Annotated in this window: 17 protein-coding genes and 1 pseudogene; 10 read left to right on the top strand and 8 right to left on the bottom strand. The window is 64.4% G+C overall.

Going from position 1 to position 18,857, the window contains the following annotated elements; translation table 11 throughout:
• The first annotated feature begins 34 nt into the window (after nt 1-34).
• A complete protein-coding gene (locus P0D96_RS16990; RefSeq protein WP_408314432.1) occupies nt 35-1,051 on the top strand; it encodes a 1-aminocyclopropane-1-carboxylate deaminase in 1,017 nt (338 codons plus the stop codon).
• On the opposite strand, the gene P0D96_RS16985 is transcribed toward P0D96_RS16990, so the two are convergent.
• Nucleotides 1,048-1,935 (bottom strand): LysR family transcriptional regulator, encoded by an 888-nt coding sequence (locus P0D96_RS16985; protein ID WP_408180038.1) that lies wholly within the window; start codon nt 1,933-1,935, stop codon nt 1,048-1,050. The two genes, P0D96_RS16990 and P0D96_RS16985, sit on opposite strands and share 4 nt — an antisense overlap.
• Before the next feature lie 131 nt (nt 1,936-2,066).
• Here P0D96_RS16985 and P0D96_RS16980 point away from each other — a divergent pair, with 131 nt between their 5' ends.
• Nucleotides 2,067-2,792 (top strand): pirin family protein, encoded by a 726-nt coding sequence (locus P0D96_RS16980; protein WP_408180037.1) that lies wholly within the window; start codon nt 2,067-2,069, stop codon nt 2,790-2,792.
• Nucleotides 2,793-2,872: 80 nt separating this feature from the next.
• Nucleotides 2,873-3,286, top strand: coding sequence for a DoxX family protein (locus tag P0D96_RS16975; protein ID WP_408180036.1), 414 nt, complete (start codon nt 2,873-2,875; stop codon nt 3,284-3,286).
• Between the two features lie 125 nt (nt 3,287-3,411).
• On the opposite strand, the pseudogene P0D96_RS16970 reads toward P0D96_RS16975, so the two are convergent.
• The 4 genes and pseudogenes from P0D96_RS16970 to prpR all read right to left on the bottom strand — a co-directional run.
• Nucleotides 3,412-3,741, bottom strand: a pseudogene (locus tag P0D96_RS16970) (alkane 1-monooxygenase); the annotation flags it as partial.
• A gap of 31 nt (nt 3,742-3,772) precedes the next feature.
• Nucleotides 3,773-5,365 carry an alkyl hydroperoxide reductase subunit F gene (ahpF, locus tag P0D96_RS16965; protein ID WP_132377360.1) on the bottom strand — a complete coding sequence of 531 codons (1,593 nt, stop codon included), beginning with the start codon at nt 5,363-5,365 and terminating at the stop codon, nt 3,773-3,775.
• Nucleotides 5,366-5,517: 152 nt separating this feature from the next.
• Nucleotides 5,518-6,081 carry an alkyl hydroperoxide reductase subunit C gene (ahpC, locus tag P0D96_RS16960; RefSeq protein ID WP_063499251.1) on the bottom strand — a complete coding sequence of 188 codons (564 nt, stop codon included), beginning with the start codon at nt 6,079-6,081 and terminating at the stop codon, nt 5,518-5,520.
• Nucleotides 6,082-6,219: 138 nt separating this feature from the next.
• On the bottom strand, nt 6,220-8,214 hold the full coding sequence (gene prpR, locus P0D96_RS16955; RefSeq protein ID WP_408314429.1) for a propionate catabolism operon regulatory protein PrpR: 1,995 nt from the start codon (nt 8,212-8,214) through the stop codon (nt 6,220-6,222).
• Between the two features lie 203 nt (nt 8,215-8,417).
• Here prpR and P0D96_RS16950 point away from each other — a divergent pair, with 203 nt between their 5' ends.
• The 4 genes from P0D96_RS16950 to P0D96_RS16935 all read left to right on the top strand — a co-directional run bounded on the left by P0D96_RS16950 (nt 8,418) and on the right by P0D96_RS16935 (nt 12,404).
• Nucleotides 8,418-9,299: an isocitrate lyase/PEP mutase family protein gene (locus tag P0D96_RS16950; protein WP_408180033.1), complete on the top strand. Its 882-nt coding sequence runs from the start codon at nt 8,418-8,420 to the stop codon at nt 9,297-9,299.
• Nucleotides 9,300-9,649: 350 nt separating this feature from the next.
• Entirely contained in the window at nt 9,650-11,089 is a 1,440-nt protein-coding gene (locus tag P0D96_RS16945) for an MFS transporter (RefSeq protein ID WP_408314428.1), read from the top strand.
• Between the two features lie 58 nt (nt 11,090-11,147).
• The gene (locus P0D96_RS16940; protein WP_408314426.1) at nt 11,148-11,582 is read left to right on the top strand and encodes a GNAT family N-acetyltransferase; all 435 of its coding nucleotides are present in this window, start codon (nt 11,148-11,150) and stop codon (nt 11,580-11,582) included.
• A gap of 165 nt (nt 11,583-11,747) precedes the next feature.
• A complete protein-coding gene (locus P0D96_RS16935) occupies nt 11,748-12,404 on the top strand; it encodes a cation diffusion facilitator family transporter (protein ID WP_408314424.1) in 657 nt (218 codons plus the stop codon).
• Nucleotides 12,405-12,423: 19 nt separating this feature from the next.
• On the opposite strand, the gene P0D96_RS16930 is transcribed toward P0D96_RS16935, so the two are convergent.
• The 3 genes from P0D96_RS16930 to P0D96_RS16920 form a co-directional block, all read right to left on the bottom strand.
• A complete protein-coding gene (locus P0D96_RS16930) occupies nt 12,424-13,311 on the bottom strand; it encodes a 2OG-Fe(II) oxygenase (protein WP_408314422.1) in 888 nt (295 codons plus the stop codon).
• Nucleotides 13,312-13,402: 91 nt separating this feature from the next.
• The gene (locus P0D96_RS16925) at nt 13,403-13,888 is read right to left on the bottom strand and encodes a nuclear transport factor 2 family protein (RefSeq protein WP_408314420.1); all 486 of its coding nucleotides are present in this window, start codon (nt 13,886-13,888) and stop codon (nt 13,403-13,405) included.
• Nucleotides 13,889-14,012: 124 nt separating this feature from the next.
• A complete protein-coding gene (locus P0D96_RS16920) occupies nt 14,013-15,578 on the bottom strand; it encodes an MFS transporter (RefSeq protein ID WP_408314418.1) in 1,566 nt (521 codons plus the stop codon).
• A gap of 112 nt (nt 15,579-15,690) precedes the next feature.
• Here P0D96_RS16920 and P0D96_RS16915 point away from each other — a divergent pair, with 112 nt between their 5' ends.
• The 3 genes from P0D96_RS16915 (at nt 15,691) to P0D96_RS16905 (ending at nt 18,856) form a co-directional block, all read left to right on the top strand.
• Complete coding sequence (locus tag P0D96_RS16915) at nt 15,691-16,566, top strand: LysR family transcriptional regulator (RefSeq protein ID WP_408314582.1); 876 nt, start codon at nt 15,691-15,693, stop codon at nt 16,564-16,566.
• Between the two features lie 18 nt (nt 16,567-16,584).
• Nucleotides 16,585-17,355, top strand: a complete 771-nt coding sequence (locus P0D96_RS16910; RefSeq protein ID WP_408314416.1) for a hypothetical protein — start codon at nt 16,585-16,587, stop codon at nt 17,353-17,355.
• 148 nt (nt 17,356-17,503) lie between these two features.
• Nucleotides 17,504-18,856, top strand: coding sequence for a DUF2325 domain-containing protein (locus P0D96_RS16905; RefSeq protein ID WP_408180024.1), 1,353 nt, complete (start codon nt 17,504-17,506; stop codon nt 18,854-18,856).
• Nucleotide 18,857: the final 1 nt, after the last annotated feature.

Genomic DNA, 18,857 nt, shown 5'->3' with positions numbered 1-18,857 from the left:
CGTTCGCGTCCCACCTACCGACCACGGAGCTGCCATGAACCTGCAACGATTCCCTCGTTACCCGCTGACCTTTGGGCCGACGCCGATCCAGCCGCTCAAGCGCCTGAGCGACCACCTCGGCGGCAAGGTGCATCTGTATGCGAAGCGCGAAGACTGCAACAGCGGCTTTGCCTTCGGTGGCAACAAGACGCGCAAGCTCGAATACCTGATCCCCGAAGCGCTCGCGCAGGGCTGCGACACGCTGGTGTCGATCGGCGGGATCCAGTCGAACCAGACGCGCCAGGTGGCGGCCGTGGCGGCGCATCTGGGCATGAAGTGCGTACTCGTGCAGGAGAACTGGGTGAACTACTCGGACGCGGTCTACGACCGGGTCGGCAACATCCAGATGTCGCGCATTCTCGGCGCCGACGTGCGTCTCGTCGCCGACGGCTTCGACATCGGCTTTCGCAAGAGCTGGGAAGATGCGCTGGAAAGCGTGCGGGCCGCCGGTGGCAAGCCGTACGCGATTCCGGCCGGCTGCTCCGACCATCCGCTCGGCGGTCTCGGTTTCGTCGGCTTCGCGGAGGAGGTTCGCCAGCAGGAAGCGGAATTGGGCATCAAGTTCGACTACATCGTGGTCTGTTCTGTGACCGGCAGCACGCAGGCCGGCATGGTGGTGGGTTTCGCCGATGACGGCCGCGCTGAGCGTGTGGTCGGTATCGACGCTTCGGCGAAGCCGGCGCAAACGCGCGAGCAGATCACCCGCATCGCGAAGCAAACCGCGGAACAGGTCGGGCTGGGACGCGATATTACGAGTAAGGACGTGGTGCTCGACGAGCGCTTCGGCGGCCCGGAGTACGGCTTACCGAACGACGGCACGCTGGAAGCGATCCGCCTATGCGCGCGTTTGGAGGGCGTATTGACCGACCCCGTTTACGAAGGCAAATCCATGCACGGCATGATCGAGATGGTGCGCAACGGCGAATTCCCCGAAGGTTCGCGCGTTCTGTATGCGCACCTCGGCGGCGTGCCGGCGTTGAACGGCTATAGCTTTATTTTCCGCAACGGCTAAACGAGGCGCTTCCTCAGATGCTCCCTTAAGAATTCCACGAACGCCCGAATCGTGAGGGAGCTCTGCCTGTGCTGCGGATAAACCGCGTAGACGCTCGTGGCGGTAGGCAGGAATGCTTCGAGCACCGGCACGAGCTGACCGCTTTTGAGCGCGTCGGCAACGATAAAGTCAGGAAGCCGAACAATTCCCAGGCCCGCGACCGCCGCATCGCGCACCAGTTCGCCATTGTTGGCGCGCAACGGACCGTGGACCTCGACGCCCTTCGTCGCGCCATCGACGACAAACTCCCAGCTCACGGCGCCGCCGTGGCCATACAACAGGCACGCATGGCGCTCCAGGTCAGCGGGCACCTTAGGCGCGCCACGACGCCGCAAATAACCAGGACTGCAGCAGGCCACCATCCGGATATCCACGAGCTTCTGCCCGATCAGCGTGGAATCCGGCAAGGTGCCGATGCGGATCGCCATGTCGAAGCCCTCGCCGACCACGTCGACGGTGCGGTCGCTCAATTCCATCTCGAAGCGCACGTCGCCGTGCTCGCGCAGGAACATCGCCACCAGCGGCGACAGATGCGCCATGCCGAACGACATCGGCGCGCTCACGCGTAACAGCCCGCGCGGCCCGGCACGGCGCAGCGACATGGCCTGCTCGGCGTCTTCCACTTCGCCGAGAATGCGTTTGGCGCGCTCGTAGAACTCCTGCCCGAGGTCGGTCACGGCCAGCTTGCGCGTGTTGCGGATCAGCAATTGCACACCGAGCGTTTCCTCCAGCGCCATCACCCGGCGGCTGACGAACTGCTTCGACAGCGACAGCCGGTTGGCGGCCGCCGTGAAGTTATGCGCGTCGACCGTGGCCACGAAGATCCGCATGTCATCGAGTTGCATCGTATTGTCTACTCCACAGTGACAGTGTTTCCGGTTTGATGGCGATTATACCCATCCGGATTGACCTACACTCTCATTCATGGATCGCGGACAAACATCTGGCCGGATCGCACAACCCAAGGAGAAAAAAGATGCTTGAAATCAGACATGCCAATCAACGCGGCCGCGCGGAGCACGGCTGGCTCAGCTCGCGTCATACGTTTTCCTTCGCTAACTATCACGATCCGAAGCAGAATGGCTTTTCCGACCTGCTCGTGATCAACGACGACCGTGTCGCGCCGGCGCAAGGTTTCGGCAAGCATCCGCACCGCGACATGGAAATCTTTTCGTACGTGCTGGAAGGCGCGCTGGAGCACAAGGACACGATGGGCACCGGTTCGGTGATCGTGCCTGGCGACATCCAGTTGATGAGCGCGGGAACCGGCGTCGCGCACAGCGAGTACAACCATTCGAAGAGCGACCCGGTGCACTTCCTGCAAATCTGGATCGCGCCGGGGCAAAAGGGTACGGCGCCGCGTTATCAGCAGCGTCACTTCGGCGCGGACCATAAGCGCGGCGTATTGCGCCTCGTGATCTCGCCGGACGGCGCGGACGATTCGCTGGTGGTGCAGCAAGACGCGCGGGTCTATGCCGGTCTCTTCGACGGCGATGAAACGGCGCGGCTCGAACTGGCCAGCAATCGCTATGCGTATGTCCACGTGGCGCGCGGCAGCGTGAGCGTGAACGGCGTCGAGTTCAAGGAAGGCGACGGCGCGCGTGTGCGCGGCGAAGAAGCGTTGACCTTCACGCAAGGCCACGGCGCGGAAGTCCTGGTGTTCGACTTGCGCGACATCGAAATGTCGGAGTTGTGGGCTTAAGCGGTTGAATGAGCTTAGTGCGGGCTCGCCGGAGAACATTCCGGCGAGCCGCCCTCTTCCTACCTTGTTGAGAAAAAATCATGCGCTATACGCTGTTTGAAAATCAGAAAGACGCGGTCATCCTCGTCGCCCGCATCCTGTTGATGGTGCTGTTCGTCATGTTCGGCTGGTCGAAGCTCGCCGGCTTTTCCGGCACCGTGGCCTATATGACGTCGAGCGGCGCGCCGGTGCCCGAGTTGTCGGCGGTGATCGCCGTGGTGATGGAGTTTGTCGTGGGCATCGCGCTGCTGGTCGGTTTCTATACGCGGCCGCTTGCCTTGCTGCTCGCGGTTTATACGCTCGGCGCCGCGTTCATCGGCCATCATTACTGGAACATGACCGGCGCGGTGCAGTACGACAATATGATTCACTTCTACAAGAACATCAGCATCATCGGCGGATTATTGCTGTTGGGTGTGACGGGCGCCGGGAAGTATTCAATCGACCGGCGTTGAATCTGCTGTCTTGCACGGCACGCCAGAAAGAAAGCCGCCCGGTTGACGCCGCGCGGCTTTTTTCTCGTATTGCGCGGTTCACGCTAGCCCGCGAACGCGCTTGCGAATGGTCCGGTGGATATTCGACTGCGCCATGTCGCCACGATAGTGCGCGGCAGAAACGCCCAGAACGATTCGCCATAGCGCGCACTCGCTGGATCGGATGGCGTCGCCACCCGCACGTAATGCCCACGATTGTGCTCGACGAAAAAATGGCCGTAAGCGACCGGCGCCAGCGTGATTCTGGCGAGCCATCGCTCGAAGCGATCGGTCTTGTGGCCGAGTTCGTGCGCCGTGTCGATCGACACGCCAATTGCCGCGTGGAGTGAGAGCGAGAGCGCGAAGCACTGGTAGTCGTGCCAAGTCATCGCATGCGTGCCCACGATCCATAAACCACAAACAAAAACGGCGGCCCAAAGGCCGCCGTCCACTACTCACACAACCGCATCAGGCCACTACCTCAGCCTCAGCTTCTCCAACCACTTCCACTTCTTCACTATTACGGATCAGATGATCGAACGCGGAGAGCGATGCCTTCGCGCCTTCGCCCACGGCGATCACGATCTGCTTGAACGGCACCGTGGTCACGTCGCCGGCGGCGAACACGCCCGGCACCGACGTCGCGCCGCGTGCATCGACGACGATCTCGCCGTGCTTCGACAACTCGACCGTGCCCTTGAGCCATTCGGTGTTCGGCACGAGGCCGATCTGCACGAACACGCCTTCCAGTTCGATCTGCTTCACTTCGCCCGAACGCAGATCTTTGTAGACCAGACCGTTGACCTTCTTGCCGTCGCCGGTGATTTCCGTGGTCTGGGCCTGCGTGACGACGGTCACGTTCGCGAGGCTGCGCAGCTTGCGTTGCAGCACTTCGTCGGCACGCAGCGTGGCGCCGAACTCGAACAGCGTCACTTCACGCACGATACCCGCGAGGTCGATCGCCGCTTCGACGCCGGAATTGCCGCCGCCGATCACCGCGACGCGCTTGCCCTTGAACAGCGGACCATCACAGTGCGGGCAGTAAGCCACACCATGATTGCGGTACTCGCGCTCGCCCGGCACGTTGATTTCGCGCCAACGGGCGCCCGTCGCCAGAATGATGGTCCTGGCCTTGAGCACCGCGCCGTTTGCCAGACGCACTTCGTTGATGCGGCCCGGGATCAGCGCTTCGGCACGCTGCACGTCCATGATGTCGACTTCGTAGCTCTTCACATGCTGCTCGAGCGCCGTGGCGAACTTCGGACCTTCAGTTTCCGTCACGGAGACGAAGTTCTCGATGGCCAGCGTGTCCAACACCTGCCCGCCGAAGCGTTCCGCCACCACGCCCGTCGCAATACCCTTGCGCGCCGAGTAAATCGCCGCAGCCGCGCCCGCAGGACCGCCGCCGACGATCAGCGTATCGAACACGGGCTTCTTTTCCAGTTCCTTCGCGGCACGCGCACCGGCGTTGGTATCGAGCTTCGCAAGGATTTCCTTCACGCCGCTGCGGCCCTGGCCGAACACTTCGCCGTTCATGAACATGGTCGGTACCGCCATGATCTGGCGCGCTTCGACTTCGTTCTGGAACAGCGCGCCGTCGATCGCCACGTGGCGGATGCGCGGGTTGATCAGCGCCATCACGTTCAGTGCCTGGACAACTTCCGGGCAGTTCTGGCATGACAGCGAAAAATACGTTTCGAATTGATAGTCGCCGTCGAGGTTGCGGATCTGTTCGATCACGGCGTCTTCGAGCTTGACCGGATGGCCGCCGACCTGCAACAGCGCAAGCACGAGCGACGTGAATTCATGACCCATCGGAATGCCGGCGAAACGGATGCCCGTATCCTTGCCCGGCTCGCCGATCGAAAACGACGGCTTGCGCTCGGCGTCGCCACGACGCTCGATCACGTTGACGCGCTCCGACAACGTCGCGATATCGTTCAGCAATGCCAGCAGCTCTTGCGATTTCGCGCTGTCGTCGAGCGACGCGACGATCTCGATAGGCCTGCTAACCTTTTCGAGGTACGTTTTCAACTGAGTCTTGAGATTGGCATCAAGCATGGCTATTCGATTCCGTGACGATGGGTGTTGGGTTCCCGGCGCCGCACGCTTCCGGATAGGATAGGTGCGGCCCGGGGACGTGCGAACCACTGTAAGAAGCGGTCCGCACGGTGATGCGCCGCGAGGCGCTAACTGCGTAAGGTGGTGAGACCTTAGATTTTGCCGATCAGGTCGAGCGACGGGGTCAGCGTTTCTGCGCCCGGCGTCCACTTGGCGGGGCACACTTCACCCGGGTGAGCCGCGATGTATTGCGCAGCTTGCACCTTGCGCAGCAGTTCGCCGGCGTCACGGCCGATGCCGTTATCGTGAATTTCGGCCAGCTTGATCTCGCCTTCCGGGTTGATCACGAACGTGCCGCGCAGTGCCAGACCTTCTTCTTCGATCAGCACGTCGAAGTTGCGCGAGATTGCCAGCGTCGGGTCAGCGAGCATCGGGTACTTGATCTTCTGGATCGTGTCCGACGTGTCGTGCCATGCCTTGTGCGTGAAGTGCGTATCGGTCGACACGCTGTAGATTTCGACGCCGAGCTTCTTGAATTCGGCGTAACGATCGGCCAGGTCGCCCAGTTCGGTCGGGCACACGAAGGTGAAGTCAGCCGGGTAGAAAACGAAAACCGACCACTTGCCCTTCAGGCTTTCTTCGGTGACGGTCTGAAAATCGCCATTGTGATAAGCCTGTGCCTTAAACGGTTTGACTTGACTGTTGATGATCGGCATTTACTGAGTCCTCTTTCGAAGTGGTTGGAAAGTGGAGTCAGTATGTCAGACGACGCTTAATAGGTAAAGCGGTGTGTTTTAATGGTAGCGATAGTCTTACGCTATTTATCTCGCTACGCCTGCCTATCACGCCGTGGATCAGTCCTTCAGAAGCCGCCAGAGGGTAGTGCGGCCGATTCCTAGCGCCCGGCTGGCCGCAGCGCGGTTGCCGCCAGCCTGTTCGAGGGCGTGGAGAACGTCCTCGCGGGTCGGGCTGCTGCGGTTCGGGGCGGGTTCAGCGGCGGCATTCGCGCCGTTTGTACCGTTTTTTGTGCCAATGGTGCCGTTAGTGCTCGCATTAAAGGCCGCCGGCTGCCTCATGCGCCCAAATTCCGGAAACACCGCCTGCCAATCCTGACCGGCAACGCCCGCTGCGTCGCCGAGATAGATCGCGGCGCGCGTCAGCAGATTTTCCAGCTCCCGCACGTTGCCGGGCCACGCGTACTGCTCGAACAGGGGCGCGAGAAACGCCAGCACCCGCTCGAGCGCGGCCTCCGACAACCCATATTGAAGCGCGCTGCGGCTCAACAAGTGCCGCGCCAGTTGCGGAACATCGTCGCGCCGTTCGCGCAACGGCGGCAATTCTATCTGAAGCAGGTTCAGACGAAAATACAAATCCGCGCGAAACGCGCCCTGCTCGACGAGCGCGTGCAGATCTCGATGAGTGGCGGCGATCACCCGCACGTCGACCGGCGTGGCGCGTCCCGAGCCGAGCTTCATCACCTCGCGCTCCTGCAGGACCCGCAGCAGACGGCTCTGCAGCGCCGCCGGCATCTCGCCGATTTCGTCGAGGAAGATCGTCCCCGTGTGGGCGATTTCGAACAGCCCCGGCTTGCCGCCGCGCCGCGCGCCCGTGAACGCGCCTTCCTCGTGGCCGAACAGTTCGCTCTCGATCAGGCCTTCCGGCAGGGCCGCGCAGTTGAACGCGACGAACGGATTGCCGCGCCGGCGACTCGCATTGTGGATGCCTTGCGCGACCAGCTCCTTGCCGGTTCCGCTTTCGCCGCTCAGGAGCACGGTCGCGTCGTGCGCCGCGCCTGCGCGCGCCAGCCGCCGCACGCGCTCGAGCGCCGCCGAGTTGCCGATCAGATCGTCCAGTTGATGCCGCGCGACCAGATGCTTCGGCCGCTGGCTGGTGCGCAGCGACCGGTCGATCCGCTGCGCGACCAGCGCGTCCTGCAAGGTCACCACGGAGCCGGAGCGCACGCCCTGCTCCACGATCGGCACGCAATTGACGATCAGCGCGCGTCCGCCGATCTGCTCGATACGCTCCTCGATCGGCAGGTCGTGCTCGAGCGTTTCACGCAGCAACGGCCCGACAGCGCGCTCGACTTGCGCGGGCACGTCCTGGTCGCGGTCGAGACCCAGCAGATCGAGCATGGCCGGGTTGACGGCCTCGACCTGGCCGGCATCGTCGAAAGCGGCGACGCCGTCGCGCAGATGCGCCACGATCGTGTTCAGACGAACGCGCTTCGATTCCTTCTGTCGGCTCACGCGCGCCAGTTCGACCGAGCGTTCGAACGCTTCTTCGACCGCCCCGAGCGAGTACAGGAAAACGCTCGCGAGGCCGGCCTGCTGGGCGAAGTCGCAAGCCATGCCGGGCCCGATGATGACGCTGCAGCCTTCGGCGGCGAGGCTGTCGACGGCGAGCCGCACTTCGTCGATCGAACGGTAGGCGCGCTGTTTCAGGCTGACTTTCAGCCACGCGCTCAGGTCGGCCAGTTCGTGCGAGATCGTTTCGTGCAGCACGAGGCCGATCTGCGCGTTCGGCCACGTGGTCGTGGCGCGGGTGATCGCGCTCAGCACGTCGAAACCGTTCACCTTGACCATCACGACCGGCACGTTCAGGTTGTCGCGCAGGTAGGCGCCGTTTGATCCGGCGGCCAGCACGACATCGACCGAGCCTGCGTCCACGTAGGCCTGCAAGGCCGTGACGGCCGCGCTGTAGCCTTCCCGGACCGAGAAGAATTTTGCGCGCCCGGCGTAGCGCGGCGCGACGGTCTCGCAAAGCGACTGCAACCGGCTGATACTCACCAATGCAATGCCTGGGCGGCCCGGATCGGAATTCGCAAGGGACGGCGTGAAAGTGGACATCGCGGCACTCGGTCTATGTTGAAACGTTCCATGGAACGTTTCATGGAACAGTACGCTCATTGTGCCACAGACCGCCGCGCCGCCGCCTTCCAGCTAACCTGTTGATTGTTTGGGACAAACCACCAAGGCCGCGAAATGGCACGCTTCCTGCAGTTTCTCGTTCGCGCCATTTATCCGACTTTCCTGAAAGGAGACACACCGTCATGACCACATCCGCCACCCGCCGCGCCGCCTTCCGCGCCAAAGTCAACGAACGCCAGGGCCTGCTCGTGCCCGGTGCCTTCAATGCGATGAGCGCCCGTGTAATCGAAGACGCCGGTTTCGAGGCGATCTACATCACGGGCGCCGGCGTCACCAATATGTCGCTCGGCCTGCCCGACCTCGGCTTCATCGGTCTTGCCGAAGTTGCCGAACATACGGCGCGGATTCGCGACGCGGTCGCGCTGCCGCTGATCGTCGACGCCGACACCGGCTTCGGCAATGCGCTGAACGTGCGCCAGACGGTACGCGTGCTCGAGCGCAGCGGCGCCGACGTGATCCAGTTCGAAGACCAGATCATGCCGAAGAAATGCGGCCACTTCTCCGGCAAGGAAGTCGTCAGCGCGAGCGAGATGGTCGGCAAGATCCGCGCGGCCGTCGATGCCCGCGAAGACGGCAATCTGCAGATCATGGCGCGCACCGACGCGGCCGCGGTGCACGGCATCGAGGACGCGATCGAGCGCGGCCATCGCTTCATCGAAGCCGGCGCCGACATTCTCTTTATCGAAGCGACCGAATCGCTCGCCGACATCGAACGTTTGCCGGCGCTGTTCGACAAGCCGCAACTGATCAATATCGTGATCGGCGGCAAGACGCCCGTGCAATCGCGCGAGGCGTTAGCCAAGGTCGGCTACGGCATCGTGCTGTACGCGAACGCGGCGCTGCAAGGCGCGGTGCTCGGCATGCAACGCGCGCTCGGCACGCTGAAGAGCAATGGCCGGCTCGACGAGGACGCCACGCTGGTCGCGCCGTTCAGCGAACGCCAGCGGCTCGTCAACAAGCCGCTGTACGACAAGCTCGATCGCGAGTACGCCGCGAAAGACTGAGCGGCGCAGAGAAAACAGTATTTCCGGTAGATGGGCGGATGGGCGCTCCCGCTTGCGGGCACGCCGCGTCCGCCTGCCGTCGTCAACGGTATGGCGCCGTTTATTGCGTTAGGATTCAGGGCTAGCAGTCGTTTGCGACTGCCGGCGTGCCATCTTCGATGGCTTCGCCGGCGCGTCAACTGCGGCCGCGATCCTGTCGCTCGTCCGCCTCGTCCGGATACCGGAAACACGTTTTCAAAAGGTAGTCGCAAGAACATGAAGGCCAAACCATCGCGCGCAAAGCGCCGGCACCGCATCGGCGCTGATACGCGTTCGCACGACACTGCAGGCAGCGCGGCGGGAGCAGCGCAATGAGCGGCAGCGACACGCGCAACGCGCACATCGGCTGGCTGCCGTATATCGTCGCGGCCACCTTCTTCATGGAGTACCTCGACACCACGGTGATCGCCACCGCGTTGCCGCAGATGGCGCACTCGTTCGGCGTCGGTCCCAACAGCCTCAGTCTCGGCATGACGGCCTACATGCTGGCGCTGGCGATCTTCATCCCGGCCAGCGGCTGGGTCGCCGACCGCTGCGGCTCGCGCACGGTGTTCTTCAGCGCGATCGGCGTGTTCACCGTGGCTTCCGTGTTGTGCGGCCTGTCGCAGAACGTCACCGAGTTCACCGCTGCTCGTCTTTTGCAAGGCATGGGCGGCGCGATGATGGTGCCGGTGGGACGGCTGATCGTGGTCCGCAGCACCGAAAAAAGCCGCATGATGCAGGCGATCTCGACCATCACGTGGCCGGCGATTGCCGCGCCGGTGGTCGGGCCGCCGATCGGCGGTTTCATCACGACCTACGCGTCGTGGCGCTGGATCTTCCTGCTCAACGTGCCGTTCGGCCTCGCGGCCATGGCCGTTGCGCTCGCGCTGGTGCCGAACCTGCGCGGCACCGATCGCAAGCCGCTCGACGTGGTCGGCCTGCTGCTGAGCGGCACGACGTTGACGGCGATTCTCTACGGCGCGGAGTTGGCGAGCCAGCCCGGCGAGAATCCGTGGATCGCCGGCGCGATCATCCTCGGCGGCTTGCTGATGGGCGTGGTGGCGTTCAAGCATGCGAAGCGTCATCCGCATCCGCTCGTCGACGTCTCGACGCTGAAGATTCCGACCTTCTCCGTGACGGTGGTGACGGGCTCGTTCACGCGCATCGGCATCGGCGCGGTGCCTTATCTGATGCCGCTGCTGTTCCAGGTGGGCTTCGGCTTGTCGGCGTTCAAGTCAGGGCTGCTGCTGCTCGCAAGCGCACTTGGCAACCTCGGCATGAAAGCGCTGACCACGCGCATCCTGCAGCGTTACGGTTTTCGCATGGTGTCGATCGTCGACGTGACGGTGGCTGGCGTGTTCATCATCGCGTGCGGATTGCTGAGCCCCAACGTGCCGCTCGCGCTGGTGCTGTTCGTCGTGTTCATCTACGGCGTGGCGCGTTCGATGCAATTCTCGACGCTCGCCACGCTAGCCTATGCCGACGTCGCGCAACCGCAGATGAGCGCGGCGAGCACGCTGTGGAGCGCGGCCGCGCAGATGACGATTGGTCTCGGCATCGCCTTCGGCGCCGTGTCGCTGCGGGCGGCGGCCTTCTTCAACGGTGAGACCACGGGCCGCGTCTTCACGCTCGACGATTTCCGCCTCGCGTTTCTGTTCGCGGGCCTGGTGACGCTGGCATCCGTGATCGGCTACATGGGTCTTGCACGCGATGCCGGCCAGAGCATCGGCGGCGGTTCGCGCGGCAGCGAAGATCCGGCGAAGGGTTGACGGCGAAGCACTCTGATAAAACGGGCGGAGATACGCGGAAAACGGGCGGAGATACGCGGTGCAAGCACAAGAACTGACGTTTTCGAATAACAAGGCCGATCTCGACATCGAGATGGTCTACACGTTCCTGTCGCAAGAAACTCCGTGGGCCAAGGGCATGCCGCGCGAAACGTTCGAGCGGGCCATCGCGGGCTCGATGTGTTTCGGCGGCTATATCGATGGCAGGCAGATCGCGTTCGCGCGCCTGATCACGGACGAGGCGACCTTCGCGTACCTGTGCGACGTATTCGTGCTGCCGGACTATCGCGGCCAGGGACATGCGTCGGCGTTGATGAAGCACGTTTTCGCCAGCCCCTCGCTGCAGGGCCTGCGAAGAATCGTGCTGGTGACGACGGACGCGCATCGCGTGTACGAGCCGCACGGCTTCACCGGACTCGCGACGCCGGAGCGTTATATGGAGCTGCACAACCCGGACGTCTACAAGACGGCCTGAGCGCGGCGCGCGCCGCGAGCCTCGCGGCGTTGTCATCGGCGTGCCACGTTGGACGGTTAATTTGCTGCGGGAACAGAAACCGCAAAAACGGAAAAAACCGCCCCCAGCCCATGCCACAGCATTTCGCGCGCGAGTCCCGCAGTGATTCCGTCAACGGCGGCTGCCTTGTTTAAGGCCGCCTCCGCCAGCGCGCTGCTCAATGCCTTCCTTTCGGCGATGCAGATCGCCATCGGCCTCATGGCGCATTCGGACGGACTCTTTGCCGACGGCGTGCACACCTTGAGCGACCTCGCCGCCGACGGCGTCGTGCTGATCGTGCTGTACCTCACCACGCGACACCAGCGTACGAAGCTGCGCGATGCTGGCCACAGCGCCGACACCGGCATCGAGCAGGCGCTGGCCGCGCTGTTCATCGCCGCCGTATTGATGATCACCGCCGCCGACATGCTCTGGACCAGCATCGCGCAGACCTCGACGCTGAGCGGCGGCACCGCGATGCATATCGGCGCGCTGGCCGTGAGCGGCTTCGTGATGCTCGCCAAGGAAGCGCTGTTTCGCTATATGCGCGCCGAAGGCGCACGCACGGGTTCAGCAATTTTGCTGGCCAGCGCATGGCATGCGCGCGTCGACGCGGTGTCGGCGCTGGTGGCGACGTTGGGACTCGCCGGCAGTCTGGCCGGCATGCCGATGCTCGATCACATCGCCGGCGCGGCGATCGGCCTGATGATCATGCGCATGGGCTACGCAAGCGGCCGCGGCGCGTTGAAGCAACTGTTCGCCGGCGCGCCGGGCAACGCGCCCGCCGGCCAGCCGGTTGAATAGAATCTGGAATCGGTTTGCGTCAGCCGTAAGCGCGTTCGCGCATCCACTTCGTCATGATCCATTTGTCGCCGCCGAGCACCGGCGCGCCGCCATGCAAGGTCAGCGGATCGAGTTGACGCTGGCCGTTCATATAGCGGAAATACACCGCGCCGCCCTGCCTTGCCGCGACGGACATGCCCGCTTCGGGAAAGATGGTTTCGCCGCCGTCGGGCACGTCATTCAGATAGATCACCAGCGTGGCGACACGCTGGCCGCCCTGCGCGGTATGCACCGCGCTGCCGGGTTGATCGGGCGGGAAATAGTCGAAATGCGGGCGGTATTCGCCGGTCGTGCCGTAGTGCAGAATCTGCAGCCCTTCGCCATTTTCGACCGGCCAGTTCATCAGACTCGAAATGCGCCGGTCCATCCGTTCGATGAACGCGTCTTCGCCGCGCTGATACCAGATGCCCTCGCTGGTGCGATTGCGGATCACGTCTTCCTTGCCGGTATCGGGATTGACCGTGGTGGAGCGCTTTAACCGATGCCGCGAGCGCTCGATCATCTCGGCGCATTCGTCCGGCGACAACACGTCGCCGAATACGATCACTTGCGGCCGCTCGCAGCGCATCAGCACACGCACGTCACGATCGTACGCGCGGATCACATTGCCGCGCGCGACGGGCGGGTCGTCGTATTGGTAAGTCTGTGGCGCGGCTTTGGCGAGCGCCGCCTCGGTCGCGGCCGCCGCGGCAAAGGCCGGATTCGCCGGATTAGCCGGGTCCTGGCCGAAGGTTTTGTGCACGGCCGCGCGCGCGGCGTCGGTGGCGAAACCGGCCTGCACCATGGCGTCGACCATCGAATCGGGACTGCAGCCGCGCGCCACGTTGCTGCTCAGCCACTCTTCCCATGCGGCATCCACTACTGGCATAGCATTCCTCATTCGTCCGCTTGAAGAAATTCAGCATCACGTGGCTGAATGATAGCAAGCGGGCGTGGCTCGGCCGGGGTCAAGCCGCAGATCAACCGCGCTGCTGCCGGCGCCGGTAGAGGTCGAGTCCCTTTCGCGCCTGCGCCCGAATGGCGCGCTGCACGAGCGGCGACCAGCCGAGCAGCGTCCCTTTGAGGCCGAGCGCCTGGCGCGTCCAGCTCCACAAGTCAAAGCTGTCGCGATGTTCGACGATGCGGCCATCGCGGAACACGAAACGGGCATCGATGCGGTTGACCACCGCGCGCCCCGTCTGACTGAAGAGATAACTGGCCACCCAGTGGGCGCGGCCGCTGCGGTCGTCCGCTTCGACGTCCTCGAACGTCAGCGAGAAGTCCTGTGCGCGGGCCACCAGCATGCGCCACATGTCGCGCGCTTCCTCGCCGCGCAACTCGCCGAACGCGGGGTCGCTGAAGACAACGTCGTCCGCGTAACAGGCCACCATGGTTTCGGCGTCGCGTTGCTGAAACGCCGTGTAGAAACGCTGGATCAGTTCGGTGTTGGTGTTGGGATGGCTCATTGTTTTGATATCGTGCGATGCCCGTGTTTGAAGTCGATCCGGAAAAGGCGCCCGGCGACCATTCGACGGCGGGCACGCCGCACACGATATCGGAAAACTGAGCCCAACGGGCGACGCGGCGTGCCTACCCGTTCGAGGCCGCGCCACGCATCCGCGCGGCCTCGCTTTTGCCGGCCAGCAGCCAGACACCGGCCGCGATCGACACGGCAATGAAAGCGGCCAAACCCAGCGCGGCGGCAAAGCCGCTCGCAAAGCTCGCATGCGCAGCCGACATCAGCGTGGCCCGTACGGCGGGCGGCAAGCTCGCCGTGGCCTGCGCCGTATCGCCGGCCAACACGCGCGACATGAAGCCGGCGTCGAGCGCGGTTTTCACCTCGGGCGTCAGCGGCGCCGCGGCGAGGAATGCCGTGTGAGTGCGCGCCGCGAGCACCGCGCCGAGCACTCCGACCGACGTCACGATGGCGGTGAAGCGCGTCGTCGTGCTGATGCCGGAGGCCATGCCCGTGCGATCCGGCGGCACACAGGCCATGATCGCCTTCTGCGTGTCGCCGTTCAGAATCCCGGCGCCGAGACCCGTCACGATCATGCCGAGCGCGACCAGTGCGTACCGTTCGTCGCTCGCGATCAACGCCGTCAACAGGTTGCCGAAGGCGATCAGCAGCAAGCCCATCGACAGCACGGCCATGCTCGAAACACGCCTGCCGAGCGCGGCACCGATGTACGGGCCGATCACCATCGACAGCGCGAACGGCAGCATGCCGACGCCCGCGGCCACCGCCGACAGACCGAACGCGTTCTGCAAATACAACGGCAGGAACGTCATCATCACCTGGGCGCAGGCGGCGTAACCGAACATGGCGAGCACCGCGGCGACAAAGCGCGGTTGCCGGAACAGCGCGAGATCGACCATCGCATGCGCTCGCACCCGCTGCACCTGAACGAACGCGCCGAACAACAGCACGCAGGCCGCGAGCCGCATGGCGGTCGGCCAGCTTGCGAGGCCGTCGGCCGGCACTTCGATCAACGCCCAGATGCCGAGCGCGAGCGCGCTGCCGAACAAAAGACTGCCGGCGATATCGAGCGGACCGGGTTTCGGATTGCGCGACTCGACGATTGCGCGCGACGCGCACCACACGAGCACCGCGCACACCGGCAGGTTCAGCAGAAAGATCCAACGCCAGCCGAACCATTGCGTGATGACGCCGCCGACCAGCGGCGCCACCGTGGTCGCGAGGCCCATGCAGGTGCCCCACACGGCCCAGGCGCGCACGCGGGCGGGGCCTTCGTGAAACGTGTTCGCGATGATGGCGAGCGCGGCGGTGAGCAGCATTGCCGCGCCGACGCCCTTGACCGCCCGCGCGATGTTCAGCACCGCAGCCGTCGGCGCCGCGCCGCAACCGAGCGACGCCAGAAAGAACACCGCCAGCCCGAGCAGCAGCATTTTCTTGCGGCCGACGCGGTCGGCGAGACCGCCCGCCGGCAGCAGGCACGACGCGAACGCGACCATGTACGCGCTGACGACCCATTCGACGTCGGCGAAACTCGCGTGGAACGAGCGCGCGATCGACGGCAACGACACTGCCACGACGTTGGTGTCCAGCACGATCAGCGCGCAGGTGGCCGACGCGGTGGCCAGCACGAATGCGGGGTTGGCCGGCGCCGGGCGGTGGTCTGAGGAAGGAGACGGCATAGGGAGGCGAATGGCGGCGAGTTGAGGTCGACTCAATGTTAGCGACGCCTCTATTGCCTGTCATTGGCATAAAATCACAAAATAATTAGCTTCAGTGGAAATACAGAAAACCATGCGGCAACTCGAACTCCGTCATATCCATGCCTTCGTTTGCGTCGCGAAACAGCTTCATTTCTCGCGCGCCGCCGACGAATTGGGAATCGCCGCGCCGTCGCTGACCAAGCTGATCCAGGAGGCGGAACGGCTGCTCGGCGTACGGCTCTTTCATCGCACCAAGCGCTCGGTCGCGCTGAGCGCGGCGGGCAGTGCCTATCTCGCCGAGGCGCTGGTCGCGCTCGATCACCTCGCGCGCGGCGAGGAGCGCGCGGGGCTGGCCGAGCGTGGCGAGCTCGGGCGCGTCGAAGTCGGCTATGTGGCGTCGGCGGCGTATGCGGGCGTGTTGCAGCGCGATGTCGGCGGATTTCGCGGCGCGCATCCGGGCGTCGACATTTCGATCCGCGAGGTGCCGATGGACAACGTCGCCGCCATGCTGCGCGACGGCCTGCTCGACGCCGCCTACGTGCGCCCGCCGATGCTGCTGGCCGACGGCATTCAGGCCACGACCGTGCATCGCGATCAATTCGTCCTCGCTTTGCCAACCGATTCCGCACTGGCTGCCTCACCGAGCGTCAAGCCGGCGCAATTGCGCGACCAGTGCTTCGTGCTGCCGGAACAGGAAGCCGGCACCTTCGAAGTGGCGCGGCGCGGGCGCTTCTCAGCGCGGCTCGGACCGCGCCCCGGTACGCTCGCCTCCGTGCTGGCGTGCGTGTCGCTGGGCGGCTACGTCGCCGTCGTGCCGCATACGCTGGCGGACTGCATCGCTTTGCCGGGTGTGGTGTACCGCGACATCACCGGTCAGCCCATTCCTTCGGAGATCGCGATTGCCTTCCGGAAGTACGAGCGGGCCCCGGCCGTCAAGGCGTTTCTCGACTTCGCACGGCATAAGTGACTCCGGTCTGAAGGCGGCGTGAAGCCTGTCCGACGGCTCAGGAAACGGCGTCTGTTCAACACGCCGGCCGCTTTTCGCTATATCCTGCCGAATATCACGGTAGGCTTCGTGGTGCGTGGCGGCGTGTCTTTCAGCGCTTCTGAGAGCCCCGCGCGACGAGGCGAAACGAGCCAGCAGGAGCCAGTAGCGGTGCGCAGTCGATCCATTTCATCCGCCCCGGCAAGACGCCGCGAGCGTCCGCCCAACGAGCTTTCATCGACCATCGTCGCGGTGAAGTCGGCGTCCGAGCGCGGCCGCGCCGAATCGATCCGCGATGTCGTCGACGCCTACCGGCGTCTCTACGGCAGCGTGCAGCGCTTCGTGCTGATGCTGACCGACGACCAGTTGAATTTCGCCTCGGTCGGCACGTCCGGCTCGCATTCGCTGAACCAGTTGCTGTCGATCCTCGCCGAGCGGGCGAGAGCCGCGGCGTTCGCGCGTCTGCGCGACCTCAAAGCGGCGATCGAGGAAGCGCGCTGCGCCGAACAACTGCGCGACGCGATTTTTTCCGACACCTTCAGCAACGACCTGGCTGCCCTGCGCAAGGTGGTCGCGGAACTCGAACGGCTCGACGCGGCCTTCGTGGGCCTGTGCGTCGGGCATGTGCTCGAACAGCACGCACGGGCTGCGAATGACATGAGCCCGGCGGCCGGCAAGCGCGCCGCCACCGCGCGAAGCCCTGCGGACAGGTCGGCCGTGCGGCGCAAAGCGCGCGTCGCCGAGCCCGCCCTCGCCCCCTCCAACGACTGATTAACGACAGCCGCAGATGAACGCTCTCTTTCGCCCATCGTTATATCTTTCCGAATATATCGTCGGCCGCGCTTGCGCGGCGAATGTGCGCCATGAGCTTCACCTGCACTTTCAACTCGCCTGACACCGAACCGGATTCGAGATTCCCATGCACACGCCCCCGTTCCGTCTCGCCCAGCCCGCGCGTCTGAAACTGTCCGGCGACGAGCTTGCCGGCACCGGCATGCACGTTGCCGACGCATGTTGCGCCCCCGCCAAAGTGTCGTTCTCGAACACCAAACGACGCGCGCGCCTCGCCGAACTCGACAGCCATCTGCATTGTTCGATCATCGGCACGTGTCTGAGCACGCACGAGTTGCGCAAGCTGGTGCCGAAATTCACGGGACTCGATCGCCGCGACGCGAGCGATCTGGAGATCCATCACTCGGCGGTCGAACTCGCTATCGAAGGCGGCGCGGCCGCGAAGGCGCTGCAGAAACTGCTCGACGAACACTATGCGGGCGCGATCCGCCGCTTCGACAAAGCCACCGACGACGTCGACCTGCTCAAGCTCTGGGACGAAGCGCTGAAGAGCGGCGACATCCCGCCCGCCTACTGGGCGTTGATGACGCATCCGTTTGCGACCATGCCCGTGCGCCAGAAAGCATTCGGCGAATTGCACATGCTGTCGCATCTGGTGGGCGCGGCCAATCGCGCGGACATTCGCCGGCTGGTCGCGCTGGAAGAGGAGAACGCCGCATTGAAAGAGAAAATCGAGCGTCAACAGAGCCGTTTGCAGGAACTCAGCCTGCAACGCGACGCGTCGATTGCGGCGCTCAACGAGCAGATCGCGCAGCTCACGGCGCAGACAAGCCGCCAGATCCCCGGCGATGTCGCCGGTCTCGAAGCCGAAACGCAACGGCTGCACGACAAACTGGCCGACGCCGATCAGCGCGTCGCGCTGCATACGAGCCGTCGCGAGGCCGCGGAACAGCGCGCGCTGCAGGAACAGGACGCGGCGCTCGCGCTGCGCAGAAGCCACGATCAGACGCTGACGCTGCTCAAGCTGGTGCAAAGCGAATGCGACGCCCTCGAACGCGCGACGGTAGACGCAGCGGACGCGGCGAGCGGAGCCGGCACGCGCCGGGCGAGCCTCGACAGCGTGCAAGGCAAACGGATCGCGTATGTGGGCGGCAGGCCGGGTTCCAACGCGGCGCTCAAGCGGCTGGTGGAAGCGGCCGGCGGCGAACTGATCGTGCACGACGGCGGTGTGGAAGATCGCAAGGGCCTGCTTGCCGCGGCGTTGCCGGGTGCGGATCTCGTCGTGTTTCCGGTCGATTGCATCGACCACGATTCGATGAATACGCTCAAGCGCGTCTGCGAGCGCCATCAGATCGACTATCACCCGCTGCGCACGGCGAGTGTGGCGAGCTTCGTCGAATTGATGGCGCGCCTGCACCCCGAGCAGCTTGCGCAATTGGGCAATCCGCCGCCTTCGGCGTTTTGCCTGCGTCACGGCTGAG

This window comes from Paraburkholderia sp. RL17-347-BIC-D (assembly GCF_046027915.1).
In the GTDB taxonomy this organism is placed as follows: domain Bacteria; phylum Pseudomonadota; class Gammaproteobacteria; order Burkholderiales; family Burkholderiaceae; genus Paraburkholderia.
The sequence above is the reverse complement of the archived record's forward strand: the minus strand, read 5'-3'. Positions and strand labels throughout refer to the sequence as shown.